The following is an 18,376-nucleotide window of genomic DNA, read 5'->3' on the forward strand; positions in this document are numbered from 1 at the left end:
TTACCCCAGCAGCGAAATGTCGGCCACGCCCAGGAACAGGCCGCGCAGGCGGCTGAGCAGGGCATAACGGTTGGCACGCACCTTGGCGTCTTCGGCGTTGACCATCACCGCCTCGAAGAAGGCGTCGACCGGGTCACGCAGGGCCGCCAGGCGAGCCAGCGATTCGCGGTACTGGCGCGCAGCTGCCATCGGTTGCACGGCCTGGTCGGCCTGCTGGATGGCCGAGTACAGGGAGAACTCGTTGGCATTGTCGAAGTACTTCGGCTCGACCTGTTCGGCGATGGCGCCTTCGGCCTTGCCCAGCAGGTTCGACACGCGCTTGTTCACCGCGGCCAGGGCCTCGGCTTCCGGCAGCTTGCGGAAGGCCTGCACGGCCTGCACGCGCTGGTCGAAGTCCAGGGCGGAACCTGGCTTCAGGGCACGTACCGAGAGGTAGGTGGCGACGTCGATGCCTTCGTCTTCATAGCGTGCACGCAGGCGGTCGAAGATGAACTCCAGCACCTGCTCGGCCAGGCCTGCGGCCTTGACCTTGGCACCGAACTGCTTGACCGCGAACTCGACCGCGGGGGCCAGGTCCAGGTCCAGCTGCTTCTCGATGAGGATGCGCAGCACGCCCAGGGCGGCACGGCGCAGGGCATACGGGTCCTTGCTGCCGGTCGGCAGCATGCCGATGCCGAAGATGCCGACCAAGGTGTCGAGCTTGTCGGCAATGGCCACGGCAGCGCCGGTCAGGGTCTGCGGCAGCTCGGCGCCGGCACCGCGCGGCATGTATTGCTCGTTCAGGGCCAGGGCGACGTCTTCCGGCTCAGCGTCGTTGAGCGCGTAGTAGTAGCCGGCAACGCCCTGCATTTCAGGGAATTCGCCAACCATCTCGGTGGCCAGGTCGCACTTCGACAGCAGGCCGGCACGGCCGGCGCGCTGGGCATCGCCACCGATCAGCGGGGCAATGAAGGCGGCCAGATTGGAAACGCGCTCGGCCTTGTCGTAGACCGTGCCCAGCTGAGCCTGGAACACCACGTTCTTGAGGCGCTCGTTGAAGCTTTCCAGCGGCTGCTTCTTGTCCTGCTTGAAGAAGAACTCGGCGTCGGTCAGGCGCGGGCGCACGACCTTCTCGTTACCCTGCACGATCTGCTTGGGGTCACGGCTCTCGACGTTGGCCACGGTGATGAAGCGCGGCAGCAGCTTGCCTTCGCTGTCCAGCAGGCAGAAGTACTTCTGGTTGTCCTGCATGGTGGTGATCAGGGCTTCCTGCGGCACATCGAGGAAACGCTCCTCGAACGAGCACACCAGCGGCACCGGCCACTCGACCAGGGCAGTCACTTCGTCCAGCAGCGCCGGCGGCACGATGGCGCTGCCTTCCTGCTGCATGGCCAGCTCCGCGGTGCGCTTGCTGATCAGCTCGCGACGCTCGGCGAAGTCGGCCAGCACATAGGCCTTGCGCAGGTCTTCGACGTAGTTGGCCGGGGTGGTGATGACCACGTTCTCCGGGTGGTGGAAGCGGTGGCCACGGGATTCGCGGCCGGCCTTCTGCGACAGGATCGTGCAGTCGACCACCTGGTCGCCGAGCAGCATCACCAGCCACTGGGTCGGGCGCACGAATTCTTCACGGCTGGCGGCCCAGCGCATGCGCTTGGGAATCGGCAGGTCGTTCAGCGAGTCCTCGACGATGGTCGGCAGCAGGCTGGTGGTGGACTTGCCCGGGATGTGCTGGGAGAAGCGCAGCTTCGGGCCGCTCTGGTCGATTTCGGCCAGCTCGACACCGCACTTCTTGGCGAAGCCCAGGGCGGCCTGGGTCGGCTCGCCGTCCTTGAAGGCAGCCTGCATGGGCGGGCCGTCGATGTTGATGCTGCGGTCAGGCTGCTGCACGTCGAGCTGGCGGATCAGCACGGCGAGGCGACGAGGTGCTGCATACACCTGCTTGCCGGTGTAGTTCAGGCCAGCGGCCTGCAGGCCTTTCTCGATGCCGGCCAGGAAGGCGTCGCCGAGGCTCGCCAGGGCTTTGGGTGGCAGCTCTTCGGTGCCCAGTTCTACCAGGAAATCTTGAGCACTCATTGTGCAGCCTCCAGCTTCGCCAACACTTCGTCACGCAGTTCAGGGGTGGCCATCGGGAAGCCCAGGCGTGCGCGGGCTTGCAGATAGCTTTGCGCCACGTCCCGGGCCAGGGTACGCACGCGCAGGATGTAGCGCTGGCGCTCGGTCACCGAGATGGCGCGGCGGGCGTCCAGCAGGTTGAAGGTGTGCGAGGCCTTCAGGACCATTTCGTAGGTCGGCAGCGGCAGCTCCAGCTTGATCAGGCGGTTGGCTTCGCTTTCGTAGAAGTCGAACAGTTCGAACAGCTTCTCGACGTTGGCGTGTTCGAAGTTGTAGGTCGACTGCTCCACTTCGTTCTGGTGGAACACGTCGCCATAGGTGACCTTGCCGAACGGGCCGTCTGCCCACACCAGGTCGTACACCGAATCGACGCCCTGGATGTACATGGCCAGGCGCTCGAGGCCGTAGGTGATTTCACCGGTGACCGGGTAGCACTCGATGCCGCCCACTTGCTGGAAGTAGGTGAACTGGGTGACTTCCATGCCGTTGAGCCAGATTTCCCAGCCCAGGCCCCACGCGCCCAGGGTCGGCGATTCCCAGTTGTCTTCGACGAAGCGGATGTCGTGGACCAGCGGGTCCAGGCCGATGGCCTTCAGCGAGCCGAGGTACAGCTCCTGGAAGTTGGCTGGGTTGGGCTTGAGTACCACCTGGAACTGATAGTAGTGCTGCAGGCGGTTGGGGTTTTCGCCATACCGCCCGTCGGCAGGGCGACGGCTAGGCTGCACGTAGGCGGCGTTCCAGGTTTCTGGACCCACGGCGCGCAGGAATGTAGCGGTGTGGAAAGTGCCGGCGCCTACTTCCATATCGTAGGGCTGAAGCACCACACAACCTTGAGCTGCCCAGTAGTTCTGCAGGGCGAGGATCAGGTCTTGGAAGGTACGCACGGCTGGCGTAGGCTGGCTCACGAAATTCACCTGTATCTGGGGATGCGGATGTAAAGAGCGGGAGTATAACCTGATTCGCCTCGCCCTCTACTCATTGGAGCCTTATGCCACGCTGCTTTTGGTGTACCGACGATCCGTTGTACCAGGCCTACCACGACCAGGAATGGGGAACGCCACAGCGTGACCCGGCGTTGCTCTTCGAGATGCTTTTGCTCGAAGGGTTCCAGGCGGGGCTGTCATGGATCACCGTGTTGCGTAAACGCGAGCGCTACCGCGAGGTGATGCATGGCTTCGACCCGGTGAAACTGGCGGCCATGAGCGACGAACGCATCGAGGAACTGATGCAGGATGCCGGCATCATCCGCAACCGCCTCAAGCTCAAGGCCGCCCGGCGCAACGCGCAGGCCTGGCTGGCTGTGGATAACCCTGCCGAATGGCTCTGGTCGTTCGTCGGCGGCGCACCGCAGATCAACCACTTCCAGGGCCGCGGCGACGTGCCGGCGGTCACCGACCAGGCCAAGGCCATGAGCAAGGCGCTGCAGAAAGCCGGCTTCACCTTTGTCGGCCCCACCATCTGCTACGCCTTCATGCAGGCCACCGGCATGGTCATGGACCACACCACCGATTGTGATCGCTACGCCGCCTTGTTGCGCTGAAGGGTTACAATGCGCGCCTTGCTGAAATAAGGAATTGCCTGTGGAAAAGTTCAAGGGCGCCCTGATGGTCGGGGTGCTGCGCCTGTTTGCCAAGCTGCCCTGGGGCGCTGTGCAGCGCGTCGGCGCCGGTATCGGCTGGCTGATGTGGAAAGTCCCCAACGGCTCGCGCAATGTCGTGCGGATCAACCTGGCCAAGTGCTTCCCGGAGATGGAACCGGCCGAGCGCGAGCAGCTGGTTGGCCGCGCATTGAAGGACATCGGCAAGTCCTTCGTCGAAAGCGCCTGCGCCTGGATCTGGCCGCCCCAGCGTTCGCTGGACCTGGTCAAGGAAGTGCACGGCCTGGAAGTGCTGGAGCAGGCCCTGGCCTCGGGCAAGGGCGTGGTCGGCATCACCAGCCACCTGGGCAACTGGGAAGTGCTGAACCACTTCTACTGCAACCAGTGCAAACCGATCATCTTCTACCGCCCGCCGAAGCTCAAGGCGGTGGATGACCTGCTGCGCGAGCAGCGTGTGCAGATGGGCAACCGCGTGGCGCCGTCGACCAAGGAAGGCATCCTCAGCGTGATCAAGGAAGTGCGCCGCGGTGGCCAGGTGGGCATTCCGGCCGACCCGGAGCCGGCGGAATCGGCGGGGGTGTTCGTGCCGTTCCTCGGCACCCAGGCGCTGACCAGCAAGTTCGTGCCGAACATGCTGGCCGGGGGCAAGGCGGTGGGGGTGTTCCTGCATGCCCTGCGGCTGCCGGACGGGTCGGGCTTCAAGGTGTTCCTGGAGGCGGCGCCGGAGGAGATGTACAGCACTGACGTGAACGTGTCGGCGGCGGCCATGAGCAAGGTGGTCGAGCGTTACGTGCGCGAGTACCCGAGCCAGTACATGTGGAGCATGAAGCGCTTCAAGAAGCGCCCGGCGGGCGAGCCGCGCTGGTATTGAGCCCCGCAGCAGGTCGAATACAAATCCACCTGTTTTAGCAGGGACCTTGTGGGAGCGGGTTCACCCGCGAATGCGTCGGCTAATTCAACATTGCATTCGCGGGTAAACCCGCTCCCACAGGGATTGATGTGACCCACAGGGATCGCGTCAGCTTGAAGTTTTGTTGAGCTTTTTCAGGAACACGGCCATCTCTTTCTCGGCCTGCTTGTCGCCATGGGCCTGCGCCGCCACGATCCCGTCCTCCCAGGCCTTGCGCGCCGCCGCCAGGTCCCCTGTCAGCTGATAGGCCTTGCCCAGCAGCTTCCACGCCGCCGAGTACTTCGGGTCCTGCTCCACACAGCGCGCCAGGTGCACCGCAGCCTCGGCGCCATTGCCCTCGTCCAGCCAGGCCTTGCCCAGGCCAAACCTCAGCAGCGGGTTATCCACACCCTTGGCCAGCATCTTCTCCAGCGATTCGCGCATGCCCTCTTCCCCTAGAAGAAACTCAAGCCGACGTGGAACAGCTTCTCCACATCCCGAATATGCTTTTTATCCACAACGAACAGGATCACGTGGTCGCCCGATTCGATCACCGTGTCGTCGTGGGCGATCAGCACTTCCTCGTCGCGGATGATCGCGCCGATGGTGGTGCCCGGTGGCAGGGCGATGTTTTCCACAGCCTTGCCCACCACCTTGCTCGATTTCGCATCCCCATGGGCCACCGCCTCGATCGCCTCGGCCGCGCCGCGGCGCAGCGAGTGCACGCTGACGATGTCACCGCGGCGCACGTGCGCCAGCAGGGTACCGATGGTGGCCAGCTGCGGGCTGATGGCGATGTCGATCTCGCCGCCCTGCACCAGGTCGACGTAGGCCGGGTTGTTGATGATGGTCATCACCTTGCGCGCGCCCAGGCGCTTGGCCAGCAGCGACGACATGATGTTGGCCTCGTCGTCGTTGGTCAGGGCCAGGAAGATGTCGGCGTCGGCGATGTTCTCTTCGAGCATCAGGTCCTTGTCCGAGGCGCTGCCCTGCAGCACCACGGTGCTTTCCAGGGTGTCGGACAGGTGCCGGCAGCGGGCCTGGTTCATCTCGATGATCTTCACCTGGTAGCGGCTTTCGATGGCCTCGGCCAGGCGTTCGCCGATCTGCCCGCCGCCGGCGATGACCACGCGCTTGTTGGTCTCGTCGATGCGCCGCAGCTCACCCATCACCGCGCGGATGTCCTTCTTCGCGGCGATGAAGAACACCTCGTCGTCGGCCTCGATCACCGTGTCGCCGCGCGGGGTGATCGGCCGGTCACGGCGGAAGATCGCCGCCACGCGGGTATCGACGTTGGGCATGTGCGCGCGGATCTGGCGCAGCTGCTGGCCCACCAGCGGGCCGCCGTAGTACGCCTTGACCGCCACCAGCTGGGCCTTGCCCTCGGCGAAGTCGATCACCTGCAGGGAGCCGGGGTGTTCGATGAGGCGCTTGATGTAGTTGGTCACCACCTGTTCGGGACTGATCAGCACATCGACCGGGATATGGTCGTTGTCGAACAGCTCCTCGCGGGTCAGGTACGCCGACTCGCGCACCCGGGCGATCTTGGTCGGGGTGTGGAACAGCGAATAGGCCACCTGGCAGGCGACCATGTTGGTTTCGTCGCTGTTGGTCACCGCCACCAGCATGTCGGCGTCGTCGGCGCCGGCCTGGCGCAGCACCGTCGGCAGCGAGCCACGGCCCTGCACGGTGCGGATGTCGAGGCGGTCGCCGAGGTCGCGCAGGCGCTCGCCATCGGTGTCGACCACGGTGATGTCGTTGGCTTCGCTGGCCAGGTGCTCCGCCAGCGTACCGCCCACCTGCCCTGCGCCGAGGATGATGATCTTCATCCGCTACTCCCTACCCTGTGTACTTACCCGCGCGAGGCGGCGATCTTGATCAGCTTGGCATAGTAGAACCCGTCGTGGCCGCCTTCCTGGGCCAGCAGCTGGCGACCGTGGGGCTGGCGCATGCCGGCTTCGGTGGCCAGGTCCAGCTCACGGGCGCCCGGGGTGCGGGCGAGGAAGGCATCGATCACTTCGGTGTTCTCGGTCGGCAGGCTGGAGCAGGTGGCGTACAGCAGCATGCCGCCCACTTCCAGGGTCGGCCACAGGGCATCGAGCAGCTCGCCCTGCAGCGCGGCCAGGGCCGGAATGTCGTCGGCCTGGCGGGTCAGCTTGATGTCCGGGTGGCGGCGGATCACCCCAGTGGCCGAGCACGGCGCGTCGAGCAGGATGCGCTGGAACGGCTTGCCGTCCCACCAGCTGGCGGTGTCGCGGGCGTCGCAGGCGATCAGCTCGGCGTCCAGCTGCAGGCGGTCGAGGTTCTCGCGCACGCGGGTCAGGCGCTTGGCTTCGAGGTCGATGGCCGTCATGTGGGCCAGGCCGGGTTCGGCTTCGAGCAGGTGGCAGGTCTTGCCGCCGGGGGCGCAGCAGGCGTCGAGCACGCGCTGGCCGGGGGCCAGTTCGAGCAGGTCGGCGGACAGCTGTGCGGCTTCGTCCTGCACGCTCACCCAGCCTTCGGCGAAGCCCGGCAGGCCACGCACGTCGCAGGCCTCGGCGAGGACGATGCCGTCACGGCTGAACTGGCAGGCGCTGGCGCCGATGCCGGCTTCGGCCAGCAGCGCCAGGTAGGCGTCGCGGCCGTGGTGGCGGCGGTTGACCCGCAGGATCATCGGCGGGTGGGCGTTGTTGGCGGCGCAGATGGCTTCCCACTGCTCCGGCCAGAAGGCTTTGAGCGCCTTCTGCAACCAGCGCGGGTGGGCGGTGCGCACCACCGGGTCGCGTTCCATGCCGGCGAGCAGTTCCTCGCCCTCGCGCTGGGCGCGGCGCAGCACGGCATTGAGCAGGCCCTTGGCCCACGGCTTCTTCAGCTTGTCGGCGCAGCCCACGGTTTCGCCGATGGCGGCGTGGGCCGGAATGCGCGTGTAGAACAGCTGGTACAGGCCGACCAGCAGCAGCGCCTGCACATCGGCATCGGCGGCCTTGAACGGCTTCTGCAGCAGTTGCGCGGCCAGCAGCTCCAGGCGCGGTTGCCAGCGCGCGGTGCCGAACGCCAGGTCCTGGGTCAGGCCGCGGTCGCGCTCTTCGACCTTGTCCAGCTGCGCCGGCAGCGAGCTGTTCAGCGAGGCCTTGCCGCTGAGGACGGCGGCAAGGGCGCGGGCGGCGGCGAGGCGTGGGTTCATTGGCCGAGCACCTTGCCGGCGGCGAACTTCTCGCGGCGGCTGTTGAACAGGTCGGCGAAGTTCAGCGCCTTGCCACCGGGCAGTTGCAGGCGGGTCAGGCTCAATGCCTGGTCACCGCAGGCGACGACAAGGCCGTCCTTGCTGGCGGAGAGGATTTCGCCCGGGGCGCCTTTGCCTGTGGACAAGTTGGCGGCCAGCACTTTCACGCTCTCGCCATCGAGGGTGCTGTGGCACACCGGCCACGGGTTGAAGGCACGCACCAGGCGCTCCAGCTCGACGGCCGGGCGGCTCCAGTCGAGGCGTGCCTCGTCCTTGTTCAGCTTGTGGGCATAAGTGGCCAGGGCATCGTCCTGGACTTCACCGTGCAGCGAACCGTCTGCCAGGCCGGCGATGGCCTGGACCACAGCCGGCGGGCCCATTTCGGCGAGGCGGTCGTGCAGGCTGCCGCCGGTGTCGTCGGCGCCGATCGGGGTGACCACCTTGAGCAGCATCGGGCCGGTGTCGAGGCCGGCTTCCATGCGCATCACGGTCACGCCGCTCTCGGCGTCGCCGGCTTCCACGGCGCGCTGGATCGGCGCCGCACCGCGCCAGCGCGGCAGCAGCGAGGCGTGGCTGTTGATGCAGCCCAGGCGCGGGATGTCGAGGACCACCTGCGGCAGGATCAGGCCGTAGGCGACCACCACCATCAGGTCCGGCTTCAGCGCGGCCAGTTCGGCCTGGGCTTCGGCGTTGCGCAGGGTCGGTGGTTGCAACACCGGGATGTCATGGGCCACGGCCAATTGCTTGACCGGGCTCGGCATGAGCTTCTGGCCGCGGCCGGCAGGGCGGTCGGGCTGGGTGTAGACGGCCACGATCTCGTACGGGCTGTCGAGCAGGGCCTTGAGGTGTTCGGCGGCAAACTCTGGGGTGCCTGCAAAGACGATGCGCATGGAGTTCTCGCTTGAAAAAAGAAAAAGGCTTGCCGGAGCAAGCCTTCTGGGAGGTGGGGATCAGGCTTGCTGGCGGTGCTGCTTTTCCAGCTTCTTCTTGATCCGGTCGCGCTTGAGCTGCGACAGGTAGTCGACGAACAGCTTGCCGTTGAGGTGATCGAACTCGTGCTGCACGCACACCGCCAGCAGGCCTTCGCATTCCAGCTCGTACGGCTTGCCGTCGCGGTCCTGGGCCTTGACCCGCACACGCAGGGGGCGGTCGACGTTCTCGTAGAAGCCCGGTACCGACAGGCAGCCTTCCTGGTACTGGCCCATGTCGTGGGTCAGCTCCTCGACGCTCGGGTTGATGAAGACCCGCGGCTCGCTGCGGTCTTCGCTGAGGTCCATGACCACCACCTGCTGGTGCACGTTGACCTGGGTCGCGGCCAGGCCGATGCCGGGGGCTTCGTACATGGTTTCAAACATGTCGTCGATCAGCTGACGCAGGGCGTCGTCGAACACCGTCACCGGCTTGGCGAGGGTGCGCAGGCGCGGGTCCGGGAATTCGAGAATGTTCAAGATGGCCATAAGGTCAGGCAGTCACTGTGCGGTCGGTTGAAAACTGAGCACACATAATAAAGGGAAACGGGGATTTCAGCACCTGTGAAAGCTCGTCTAGGGTCTCTATAGGCCTGATAGCCGCCAAACCATGGACAGCTTTTCAAAGTGTTACCCACAAACTTATCCACAGGTTGTGCCACGTAGATGGCCGCGTTTCGATCAAGGATGATCCCCATGCCGATTCACCGTTCGTCGCCTTGCCCGCCTGCCGAACTGGAGGCGCGATTACGCCTGCATCGCCTGCCCGATACCGGATTGCGACGTTTTCGCAGCTTGATCGACGCCTTTGGCAGCGCCTCTTCGGCGCTCAGCGCGCCGGGCCCCGCCTGGCGTGCGCTGGGCATTCCACAGGCCACCATCGATGCCCGGCGCAGTGCCGAGGTACGCGACGGCGCACTGGCTGCAATGGCCTGGCTAGAGCGCCCGGGCCAGCATTTGCTGATGTGGGACGGGCCTGGCTACCCGGCGCTGCTGGCAGAAATCGATGACCCGCCGCCGCTGCTGTTCGTCGCCGGTGAACCGGCGCTGCTCGATCGCCCGCAGCTGGCGATTGTGGGCAGCAGGCGTGCCACACCCCCGGCGCTCGACACGGCCAGGGCATTTTCCCGCTGCCTGGCCCAGGCCGGTTTCACCATCACCAGTGGCCTTGCACTGGGGATCGACGGTGCCGCTCATCGGGCCGCGCTGGAGGTTGGAGGAGGCACGGTTGGCGTGCTCGGCACCGGCCTGCAAAAACTTTATCCACAGCGCCACCGTGACCTTGCGCAGGCGATGATCGACAGCGGCAGTGCGCTGGTTTCCGAGTACCCGCTGGATGCCGGGCCGCTGCCCGGCAACTTCCCTCGGCGCAACCGCATCATCAGTGGGTTGTCCCTCGGCGTGCTGGTGGTCGAGGCCAGCCTGGCCAGCGGTTCGCTGATCACTGCCCGCCTGGCGGCCGAACAGGGTCGCGAGGTGTATGCGATTCCAGGCTCGATCCACCACCCGGCCGCCAAGGGCTGCCACCAGTTGATCCGCGACGGCGCATTGCTGGTGGAAAGCGTCGAGCAGATCCTCGAAAGCCTGCGCGGCTGGCAGAACCTGCCGCCTGCTGCTGGGGAAAAGCCCTTGCATCCGCTGCTTGCCCTGCTGCATGCCGCACCACAGACTAGCGAGAACCTGGCCCACTTCAGTGATCGGCCGCTGGCCGAGGTGCTGGCGCAATTGACCGAGCTGGAGCTCGAAGGCCTGGTCAGCAACGTCGCCGGGCGTTGGTTTGCCCGCGCCGGCTGAGTACACTGCGCTCAAGCAAGGTTCATAGGCGGAGAAACACAAATGGTGAGCAGTTTTCGTGTGCAACAAGCCGCACGTGAAATCCGGGCGGGCGCAGTCATCGCCTACCCGACGGAAGCGGTCTGGGGCCTGGGCTGCGACCCCTGGAACGAAGACGCGGTGTACCGCCTGCTGGCGCTGAAATCACGGCCTGTGGATAAAGGCCTGATCCTGATCGCCGACAACATCCGCCAGTTCGACTTCCTGTTCGAGGATTTCCCAGAGGACTGGATCGACCGCATGGGCAGCACCTGGCCGGGGCCCAACACCTGGTTGGTGCCGCACCAGGACCTGTTGCCCGAATGGGTGACCGGGCAACACGACACCGTGGCGCTGCGGGTCAGTGACCATCCGCAGGTGCGTGAGCTGTGCGCATTGGTCGGGCCGCTGATTTCCACCTCCTGCAACCCGGGCGGGCGCCCGGCGGCGAAGACCCGGTTGCGGGTGGAGCAATACTTCCACGGGCAGCTGGACCTGGTGCTGGGTGGGGCGCTGGGGGGGCGGAAGAATCCGAGTGTGATTCGGAATCTGGCTACGGGTGAGGTTGTTCGGCCGGGCTAAGCACAGATCGTTGTCGGAGCTGCCTTGCCGGGGCGCCGGACCGGTCGGAACGGGCTGCGCAGCAGCTCCAGCAATTCATGCCTAAAGGCTGAAATCCGAGGGCCGCTTTGCGGCCCTTTCCGACCGGTCCGGCGCCCCGGCAAGGCCGCTCCTACAAGGGGTGCACACGGCTTTAGTTTTTCTCACTTCATCTTGGATGGTTTTCCGGTTGTTCCATTCGGGAAACTTCCTACTGCCCCCGTCCTAAGTCATCACCTTCCCTGCCGGAAGCACTGCCTCTAGCTTGCTCGCGTCGCAAATAGGCGGGAGCATCCGAATCAATGCCGCTATTCGAAAATGCCGAGTATCTGATAAGGGCGAATCTGCAGCAGCTTGCGTCAAACAACCGGGTTAGAGCGGTGGAAATAGGCAGGTTTACCGCAGATCAATTTGAAGCGATCAACAGGCAGAAAGAAGGGCAGGAATTACCGCTGCTTGAGGATCCGGGCATCGTGTTCATCGGCAGTCATGCCTACAGAAGCCGGGTGATTCGAGGCGGATACACCATTGATGACATGGTTCTGCAAATCAAGGCCGCACTGGCAGCGACGTCGATTTGGAAAAGTGCCACGCACATGACCGCCCTTCGCAGCACGATTGGTCGAAACGATGGCTACGGCAATGAAATATTTGATGAGGCGATTTTTGAACTGACGGCTCGCAAGCCCAAGGCAGAGCTCTATTCCATCATCCCTAAAGGGGATAGAAACAAGCCCAAAAAATAAAGGCCGCTTAAGCGGCCAAAAGGTAAGGATGCACTCGCCCGGATAACTTGAAACTCAACCGGCGCACCAGCACAACCTCAGGCAGAAAGGCTACGCTTCCGAACCTGGACGGTCAAGCTGGTAGCCTTACTGTCACCGAACGCGTAGCGCGTTACGAGTGCTCTCGCTGGATTCAGGGTTTTCTGAATTTGTCGGAATGACTGTCAAGTTCGCGGTTTGGGAAATACCCTACGACCCGCGTCCCCTGCCATCACCTTCTCAGTGGGAATCTCTGCCTCTAGGCTTCATCCGTCGCTTAATAACTTGGCGATCGGGTGTGGTAACCCGGGTGTGCTTGGGGCGTCACAGCTATGGCAGCTGTGCGCGGGAGGCTTTGTGCCTGCCGGGGTGCCTCCAGCCCGGTTTACCACCCCGCGCACAGCTGCCACCTGAACCGTGTGGTAACGGGCTGGTGTCAGCTCCATTGTCTGGAGCTAGTGATGAAAAAAATCGTCCCCGATCCACCCCTTCCCTGCACTTCCAACCGTTCTTTCGGCCGCTGCGATGCCGGCCACGAAGCCCTCTTCTCAGTAAACCCGAACATCTCCGCTGAGGATGCGCTGGTCCACGTCGCTCTCTACCTGCGCAGTGCCTATGAAACCGGCCACAAGGCACTCGATTACCTGCGCGAGGAAGGGCGAGGTATGTACTGGTCAAGCCTACATGCGATTGAGCTGGCTGAGGGGTTGGTCGAGGCGATTCTCGATGGGATCGAGGCGACTCCAACATCGGTAAAGCAGCCCTCCCAGGGTTAGCGCTGTAATCAAGGTAAATGGCGGACCTGTGGGAGCGGGTTTACCCGCGAACACCGGCTAAGCCGGTGCCATGCACCGCGGTGCCTTCTTCGCGGGTGAACCCGCTCCCACAGGGGAGTCGCTACTGGTTTGAGAGTAGTGTTCGGCTCAAGGCAGCAGAACGGTAGACCCCACCGTCTTGCGCGCGGACAGTTCCGTCTGCGCCTTCGCCGCCTCACTCAACGGATACCGCTGCTGGATATCCACCACCAATTTCCCACTGCCAATCATCGCAAACAGGTCATCCGCCATGGCCTGTGTATTCTCGGCATTGTTGGCATAGGTCGCCAGCGTCGGCCGTGTCACATACAACGACCCCTTCGCCGACAGGATCCCCAGGTTCACCCCGCTCACCGCCCCCGAGGCATTGCCAAAGCTCACCATCAACCCTCGCGGGCGCAGGCAATCCAGCGAAGTTAGCCAGGTGTCTGCACCAACGCCGTCATACACCACCGGGCATTTCTTGCCATCGGTCAGTTCCAGCACCCGCTTGGCCACATCCTCACGGCTATAGTCGATGGTCGCCCATGCTCCCAGTGCCTTGGCCCGCTCGGCCTTCTCGGCGGAGCTCACGGTGCCGATCAGCTTGGCCCCCAGCGCCTTTGCCCACTGGCAGGCCAGCGACCCCACGCCACCGGCTGCCGCATGGAACAGGATCACGTCACCCGGCTGCACGGCATAGGTCTGCTTGAGCAGGTACTGTACGGTCAGCCCCTTGAGCATCACCGCCGCCGCCTGCTCGAAGCTGATGTCGTCAGGCAGTTTGACCAGGTTGGCCTCCGGCAGCGTGTGCACCTCGCTATAGGCGCCCAGAGGCCCGCCGGCATAGGCCACGCGGTCACCGACCTTCAAGCGGCTGACACCCTCGCCCACCGCCTCGACCACCCCGGCCGCCTCGGTGCCCAGCCCCGAAGGCAGGGACGGCGGCGCGTACAGCCCGCCGCGGAAGTAGGTGTCGATGAAGTTCAGGCCGATCGCATGGTTGCGCACGCGCACCTGCTGCGGGCCGGGCGGGGCGGGGTCGAATTCCACAAGCTGCAGCACTTCCGGGCCGCCATGCTGGCTGAACTGGATACGCTTGGCCATCTCGCACTCCTGTTGTCGGGATCGGGAAAAGGCCTTCTATCGGACGCCTTTGCTTGATCGCCGTCAACTGCGGCGCGCGCATTGGCGGTGGTATGCTAGCCGGCGAATTCTTCCCTGCCCGTTCCTGGTGACCCGATGACTAGCCGCACCGAGGCCGTGAAAGCCTACCTGCTCGACCTGCAAGACCGCATCTGCTCTGCCCTCGAAGCCGAAGACGGCGGTGCCCGCTTCGTCGAGGACGCCTGGGTGCGCGAAGCCGGTGGCGGGGGCCGCACGCGGGTGATCGGTGACGGCCAGCTGATCGAGAAAGGCGGGGTCAACTTCTCCCACGTGTTCGGTGCCGGCCTGCCGCCGTCGGCCAGCGCCCACCGCCCGGAGCTGGCGGGCCGTGGCTTCGAAGCCCTGGGCGTGTCGCTGGTGATCCACCCGCACAACCCGCATGTGCCCACGTCCCACGCCAACGTGCGTTTCTTCATCGCCGAAAAAGAAGGTGAAGAAGCGGTGTGGTGGTTCGGCGGCGGCTTCGACCTGACCCCGTACTACGCCAATGAAGAGGACTGCATCCACTGGCACCGCGTGGCCGAGCAGGCCTGCGCGCCGTTCGGGGCTGATGTGTACCCGCGCTACAAGGCCTGGTGCGACCGCTATTTCCACATCAGGCACCGCGGCGAGCCGCGTGGCATCGGCGGCCTGTTCTTCGACGACCTGAACGAGTGGGACTTCGACACCTGCTTCGCCTTCCTGCGTGCCATCGGCGACGCCTTCGTCGAGGCCTACCTGCCGATCGTCCAGCGCCGTAGGAACACCCCCTTCACCGCGCAGCAGCGCGAGTTCCAGGAATACCGCCGCGGCCGCTACGTGGAGTTCAACCTGGTCTACGACCGTGGCACCCTGTTCGGCCTGCAGTCCGGTGGCCGCACCGAGTCGATCCTCATGTCGCTGCCGCCGCAGGTGCGCTGGGGCTACGACTGGAAGGCCGCACCCGGCAGCGAGGAAGCACGCCTGACCGAATACTTCCTGCAGGACCGCGACTGGCTCGGCCAGTAAGCCTGTGGATAACCAAGGAACCGTCATGGACCAGTACGTCGTTTTCGGTAACCCCATCGGCCACAGCAAGTCGCCGCTGATCCACCGCCTGTTCGCCGAGCAGACCGGCCAGGACCTGGAATACGCCACCTTGCTGGCGCCTGTGGATGAATTCAGCGACTGCGCGCGCGGCTTTTTCAAGCAGGGCAGCGGCGGCAACGTCACCGTGCCGTTCAAGGAAGAGGCCTACCGCCTGTGCGACAGCCTGACCCCGCGTGCCCAGCGCGCTGGTGCGGTAAACACCCTGAGCAAGCTGGCCGATGGCACGCTGCTGGGTGACAACACCGACGGCGCCGGCCTGGTGCGTGACCTGACGGTGAATGCCGGGGTCGAGCTGGCCGGCAAGCGCATTCTCATCCTTGGCGCCGGTGGCGCCGTGCGCGGTGTGCTCGAGCCGATCCTGGCGCACAAGCCGCAGTCGCTGGTGGTGGCCAACCGCACGGTGGAAAAGGCCGAGCAGCTGGCGCGCGAGTTCGATGAGCTGGGGCCGGTGGTGGCCAGCGGGTTTGCCTGGTTGCAGGAGCCGGTGGACGTCATCATCAATGCCACCTCGGCGAGCCTGGCCGGCGAGCTGCCGCCGATTGCCGACAGCCTGGTCGAAGCCGGGCGCACGGTGTGCTACGACATGATGTATGGCAAGGAGCCGACGCCGTTCTGCCTGTGGGCCGAGAAGCTGGGTGCGGCCAAGGTGCTGGATGGCTTGGGGATGCTGGCCGAGCAGGCGGCGGAGGCCTTCTTCATCTGGCGTGGGGTGCGGCCGGATACTGCTCCAGTTCTTGCAGAGCTGCGCCGGCAACTTGCTCGGGGCTGATCCCTCCCAGGCTTGCACAAACCCCTGTGGGAGCGGGTTTACCCGCGAACACCGGCGAAGCCGGTGCGATGCACCGCGCTGGATTCTTCGCGGGTAAACCCGCTCCCACAGGGGAGGTGCTGAGCCGGGAATCAGAGCTTGGCTTTGACGGCCTCGAGGGCATCGCCATCGGCCTTGGTGGTCACCCCGGCCAACCACCCTTCCAGCAGCTCGGGATGCTTTTTCACCCAAGCCTTGGCCGCCGCATCGAAGCTCACCTTCTTATCCACAACCTCGGCCATGATGGTGTTTTCCATGTCCAGGGTAAAACTCAGGTTGCTCAACAGCTTCGCCGCATTCGGGCAGGCTTGTGGATAACCTTTGCGGGTCAGGGTGAACACTTCGCCCTTGCTGCCGAACCACTTTTCCCCACCGGTCAGGTAATGCATCTTCAGCTTCACGTTCATCGGGTGCGGGGTCCAGCCGAGGAAGGTGATGAACTGCTGTTTCTTCACCGCCCGGTCCACCTGCGCCAGCATCGCCTGCTCGCTGGACTCCACCAGCTTCCACTGGCCAAGGTCGAACTCGTTCTTGTCGATGATTTCCTTCAGCAACAGGTTGGCCGGCGCCCCGGAGCCGATCCCGTACAGCTTCTTGTCGAACTGCTCGGCATGCTTGTGCAGGTCGGCGAAGTCTTTCACCCCGGCGTTCCACACGTAATCCGGTACCGCCAGGGTGAACTCGGTGCCTTCCAGGTTGCGCGACAGTTGCTGCACATCGCCGTTGACGATGAACTTGTCATGGAAGCCCTGCTGCGCCGGCATCCAGTTGCCGAGGAAGGCATCGACGCGGCCGTCCTTGAGGCCGCCGTAGATGATCGGCACCGCCAGGCTGTCGATCTTCACCTGGTAGCCCAGGCTTTCCAGGAGCAGGCGGGCCACGGCGTTGGTCGAGGCGATGTCGCTCCAGCCGGGGTCGGCCATCTTCACGGTGCTGCATTGGGCGTCGCCGTCGGCGGCGTGGGCCGCGGCGGTGGCCAGGCCCAGAGGCAGGGCCAGGGCGAATACGACGGTGGAGAACGTGTGCATGGCGGCCTCTCTTCTCAATCCATGGGGGCGGGCTGTGGATAACGTGCCTTGCGCTCGAGGTCGTCGAGATCGATATGGTTGCGCATGTACTGTTGGCTGGCGTCCACCAGCGGTTGGTGGTCCCAGCTTTTCAGCGTGCCGATGGCCAAGGCCTCGGCCACCAGGCGGCGGCGCCGCTGGCTGGCCAGGACTTGCTCGCGCAGCGTGGGAACATCCCAGCGCTGGCGCGCTTCATCGACAAATGCCTGCAGCAGCGCCTGGTGTTGCGGGCTGCCGGTGAGGTTCTCCCGCTCGTGCGGGTCGCGGCTCAGGTCATAGAGTAGGCAAGGGTCGTCTTCGCTGTACACGAATTTGTACGGCCCGCGTCGAATCATCATCAGCGGCCCGACCGTGCCTTCGGCCATGTACTCGCCGATCACCTCGTCATGGCCGCCCTGCCCTTGCAGGTGGCCGAGCAGCGAACGGCCGTCCAGGTGCAATTGGTTATCTACAGCCCCGCCGGCCAGTTCTACCAGAGTCGGCAGCAGGTCGCAGGTGGAGACCGAGGCGCTGACCCGGCCGGCATCGAAGCGCTTGGGCGCATGAATCAGCAGCGGCACGCGCGCCGACATCTCGAACCAGTGCATCTTGTACCAGAGGCCGCGCTCGCCCAGCATGTCGCCGTGGTCGCCGGAGAACACGATCAGGGTGTCGTCGGCCAGGTTGCATTCTTCCAGGGTCTGCAGCAGCTGGCCGATGTTGTCGTCGATGTAGCTGCAGGCGCCGAAGTAGGCGCGGCGGGCATCGCGGATCTTGTCCACAGGCAGTGGCTTGTTCCACAGGTCGTAGACCTTGAGCAGGCGCTGCGAGTGCGGGTCGAGTTCTTCCTGACTGAATTCGGCGCGGGGCATGGGGATATCCACAGCCTCGTAGCGATCCCAGTAACGCCTTGGGATGGTGTACGGGTCGTGTGGATGGGTCATGGACACGGTCAGGCAGAACGGCCGGCCATCGTTCTCGCGCACATGGTCGTAGAGGTACTGGCGCGCCTTGAACACCACCTCCTCGTCGAAATCCAGCTGGTTGGTGCGTACGCAGGGGCCGGCCTGCAGCACCGACGACATGTTGTGGTACCAGCTGGGCCGCACGTCCGGTTCATCCCAGTTCACCGCCCAGCCGTAGTCGGCCGGGTAGATGTCGCTGGTCAGGCGTTGTTCATAACCGTGCAACTGGTCGGGGCCGCAGAAGTGCATCTTGCCCGACAGTGCGGTGCGGTAGCCCAGGCGGCGCAGGTAGTGTGCATAAGTCGGCACGTCGGCGGGGAAATCGGCGGCGTTGTCGTAGGCACCGATGCGGCTGGGCAGCTGGCCACTGACCAGGGTGAAGCGCGACGGCGCGCACAGCGGGCTGTTGCAGTACGCCGAGTCGAACACCACCGCCTGCTCGGCGAGGCGGCTCAGGTGCGGCATCTGGATCGGTGAAGGGCCGTAGATCGGCAGCAAGGGCGCGGCCATCTGATCGGCCATGATGAACAGGATATTCGGACGCGTCATGGTGGCTTCCATCGTCAAGGGTTATGCGAACCGCTTGCCTACCAAGATGCGACTGC

At 64.7% G+C, this 18,376-nt stretch carries 18 protein-coding genes; 8 read left to right on the forward strand and 10 right to left on the reverse strand.

The features are described 5' to 3' along the window. Window positions 1–2,052 (reverse strand): glycine--tRNA ligase subunit beta, encoded by a 2,052-nt coding sequence (gene glyS, locus ACIP21_RS06930; RefSeq protein ID WP_400685547.1) that lies wholly within the window; start codon window positions 2,050–2,052, stop codon window positions 1–3. After that, on the reverse strand, window positions 2,049–2,996 hold the full coding sequence (gene glyQ, locus ACIP21_RS06935; RefSeq protein ID WP_027592054.1) for a glycine--tRNA ligase subunit alpha: 948 nt from the start codon (window positions 2,994–2,996) through the stop codon (window positions 2,049–2,051). Before glyQ ends, glyS begins: the two co-directional genes overlap by 4 nt. Before the next feature lie 83 nt (window positions 2,997–3,079). Here glyQ and ACIP21_RS06940 point away from each other — a divergent pair, with 83 nt between their 5' ends. Together ACIP21_RS06940 and ACIP21_RS06945 are read left to right on the forward strand one after the other, a co-directional pair. After that, the gene (locus tag ACIP21_RS06940; protein ID WP_400685550.1) at window positions 3,080–3,631 is read left to right on the forward strand and encodes a DNA-3-methyladenine glycosylase I; all 552 of its coding nucleotides are present in this window, start codon (window positions 3,080–3,082) and stop codon (window positions 3,629–3,631) included. Window positions 3,632–3,671: 40 nt separating this feature from the next. Next, window positions 3,672–4,559 carry a lysophospholipid acyltransferase gene (locus tag ACIP21_RS06945; RefSeq protein ID WP_400685553.1) on the forward strand — a complete coding sequence of 296 codons (888 nt, stop codon included), beginning with the start codon at window positions 3,672–3,674 and terminating at the stop codon, window positions 4,557–4,559. A gap of 147 nt (window positions 4,560–4,706) precedes the next feature. Here ACIP21_RS06945 and ACIP21_RS06950 read toward each other — a convergent pair whose 3' ends face one another. From ACIP21_RS06950 to def, 5 genes are read right to left on the reverse strand one after another with little or no spacing between them, the layout of a single operon-like run. Continuing rightward, window positions 4,707–5,021, reverse strand: coding sequence for a tetratricopeptide repeat protein (locus ACIP21_RS06950; protein ID WP_400685556.1), 315 nt, complete (start codon window positions 5,019–5,021; stop codon window positions 4,707–4,709). Window positions 5,022–5,032: 11 nt separating this feature from the next. After that, window positions 5,033–6,406: a Trk system potassium transporter TrkA gene (gene trkA / locus ACIP21_RS06955; RefSeq protein ID WP_400685559.1), complete on the reverse strand. Its 1,374-nt coding sequence runs from the start codon at window positions 6,404–6,406 to the stop codon at window positions 5,033–5,035. Between the two features lie 23 nt (window positions 6,407–6,429). Then, window positions 6,430–7,740 (reverse strand): 16S rRNA (cytosine(967)-C(5))-methyltransferase RsmB, encoded by a 1,311-nt coding sequence (gene rsmB, locus ACIP21_RS06960; protein ID WP_400685562.1) that lies wholly within the window; start codon window positions 7,738–7,740, stop codon window positions 6,430–6,432. Further along, complete coding sequence (gene fmt / locus ACIP21_RS06965) at window positions 7,737–8,669, reverse strand: methionyl-tRNA formyltransferase (protein WP_400685565.1); 933 nt, start codon at window positions 8,667–8,669, stop codon at window positions 7,737–7,739. Before fmt ends, rsmB begins: the two co-directional genes overlap by 4 nt. Window positions 8,670–8,729: 60 nt before the next feature. After that, on the reverse strand, window positions 8,730–9,236 hold the full coding sequence (gene def, locus ACIP21_RS06970; RefSeq protein ID WP_400685568.1) for a peptide deformylase: 507 nt from the start codon (window positions 9,234–9,236) through the stop codon (window positions 8,730–8,732). A 207-nt stretch (window positions 9,237–9,443) separates the two neighbouring features. Here def and dprA point away from each other — a divergent pair, with 207 nt between their 5' ends. The 4 genes from dprA (at window position 9,444) to ACIP21_RS06990 (ending at window position 12,699) form a co-directional block, all read left to right on the forward strand. After that, a complete protein-coding gene (dprA, locus tag ACIP21_RS06975; protein WP_400685570.1) occupies window positions 9,444–10,541 on the forward strand; it encodes a DNA-processing protein DprA in 1,098 nt (365 codons plus the stop codon). Window positions 10,542–10,583: 42 nt separating this feature from the next. Further along, window positions 10,584–11,141 carry an L-threonylcarbamoyladenylate synthase gene (locus tag ACIP21_RS06980; protein ID WP_167063762.1) on the forward strand — a complete coding sequence of 186 codons (558 nt, stop codon included), beginning with the start codon at window positions 10,584–10,586 and terminating at the stop codon, window positions 11,139–11,141. 320 nt (window positions 11,142–11,461) lie between these two features. Then, entirely contained in the window at window positions 11,462–11,905 is a 444-nt protein-coding gene (locus ACIP21_RS06985; protein WP_400685574.1) for a hypothetical protein, read from the forward strand. Window positions 11,906–12,384: 479 nt separating this feature from the next. Continuing rightward, the gene (locus ACIP21_RS06990; RefSeq protein WP_400685577.1) at window positions 12,385–12,699 is read left to right on the forward strand and encodes a hypothetical protein; all 315 of its coding nucleotides are present in this window, start codon (window positions 12,385–12,387) and stop codon (window positions 12,697–12,699) included. A 147-nt stretch (window positions 12,700–12,846) separates the two neighbouring features. Here the strand turns inward: ACIP21_RS06990 and ACIP21_RS06995 are convergent, their stop codons facing one another. Next, complete coding sequence (locus ACIP21_RS06995) at window positions 12,847–13,824, reverse strand: NADPH:quinone reductase (RefSeq protein ID WP_400685580.1); 978 nt, start codon at window positions 13,822–13,824, stop codon at window positions 12,847–12,849. A gap of 135 nt (window positions 13,825–13,959) precedes the next feature. Between ACIP21_RS06995 and hemF the strand changes: the two genes are divergently transcribed. Further along, window positions 13,960–14,871, forward strand: coding sequence for an oxygen-dependent coproporphyrinogen oxidase (hemF, locus tag ACIP21_RS07000; protein ID WP_400685583.1), 912 nt, complete (start codon window positions 13,960–13,962; stop codon window positions 14,869–14,871). Between the two features lie 25 nt (window positions 14,872–14,896). Further along, on the forward strand, window positions 14,897–15,721 hold the full coding sequence (gene aroE, locus ACIP21_RS07005; RefSeq protein ID WP_400685585.1) for a shikimate dehydrogenase: 825 nt from the start codon (window positions 14,897–14,899) through the stop codon (window positions 15,719–15,721). A 131-nt stretch (window positions 15,722–15,852) separates the two neighbouring features. On the opposite strand, the gene choX is transcribed toward aroE, so the two are convergent. Next, window positions 15,853–16,788, reverse strand: a complete 936-nt coding sequence (gene choX / locus ACIP21_RS07010) for a choline ABC transporter substrate-binding protein (protein ID WP_400685588.1) — start codon at window positions 16,786–16,788, stop codon at window positions 15,853–15,855. 14 nt (window positions 16,789–16,802) lie between these two features. Further along, window positions 16,803–18,320, reverse strand: coding sequence for a choline-sulfatase (gene betC, locus ACIP21_RS07015; protein WP_400685591.1), 1,518 nt, complete (start codon window positions 18,318–18,320; stop codon window positions 16,803–16,805). Between the last annotated feature and the right edge of the window lie 56 nt (window positions 18,321–18,376).

The sequence above is a fragment of the Pseudomonas sp. NPDC089401 genome (assembly GCF_044749485.1).
GTDB lineage: Bacteria > Pseudomonadota > Gammaproteobacteria > Pseudomonadales > Pseudomonadaceae > Aquipseudomonas.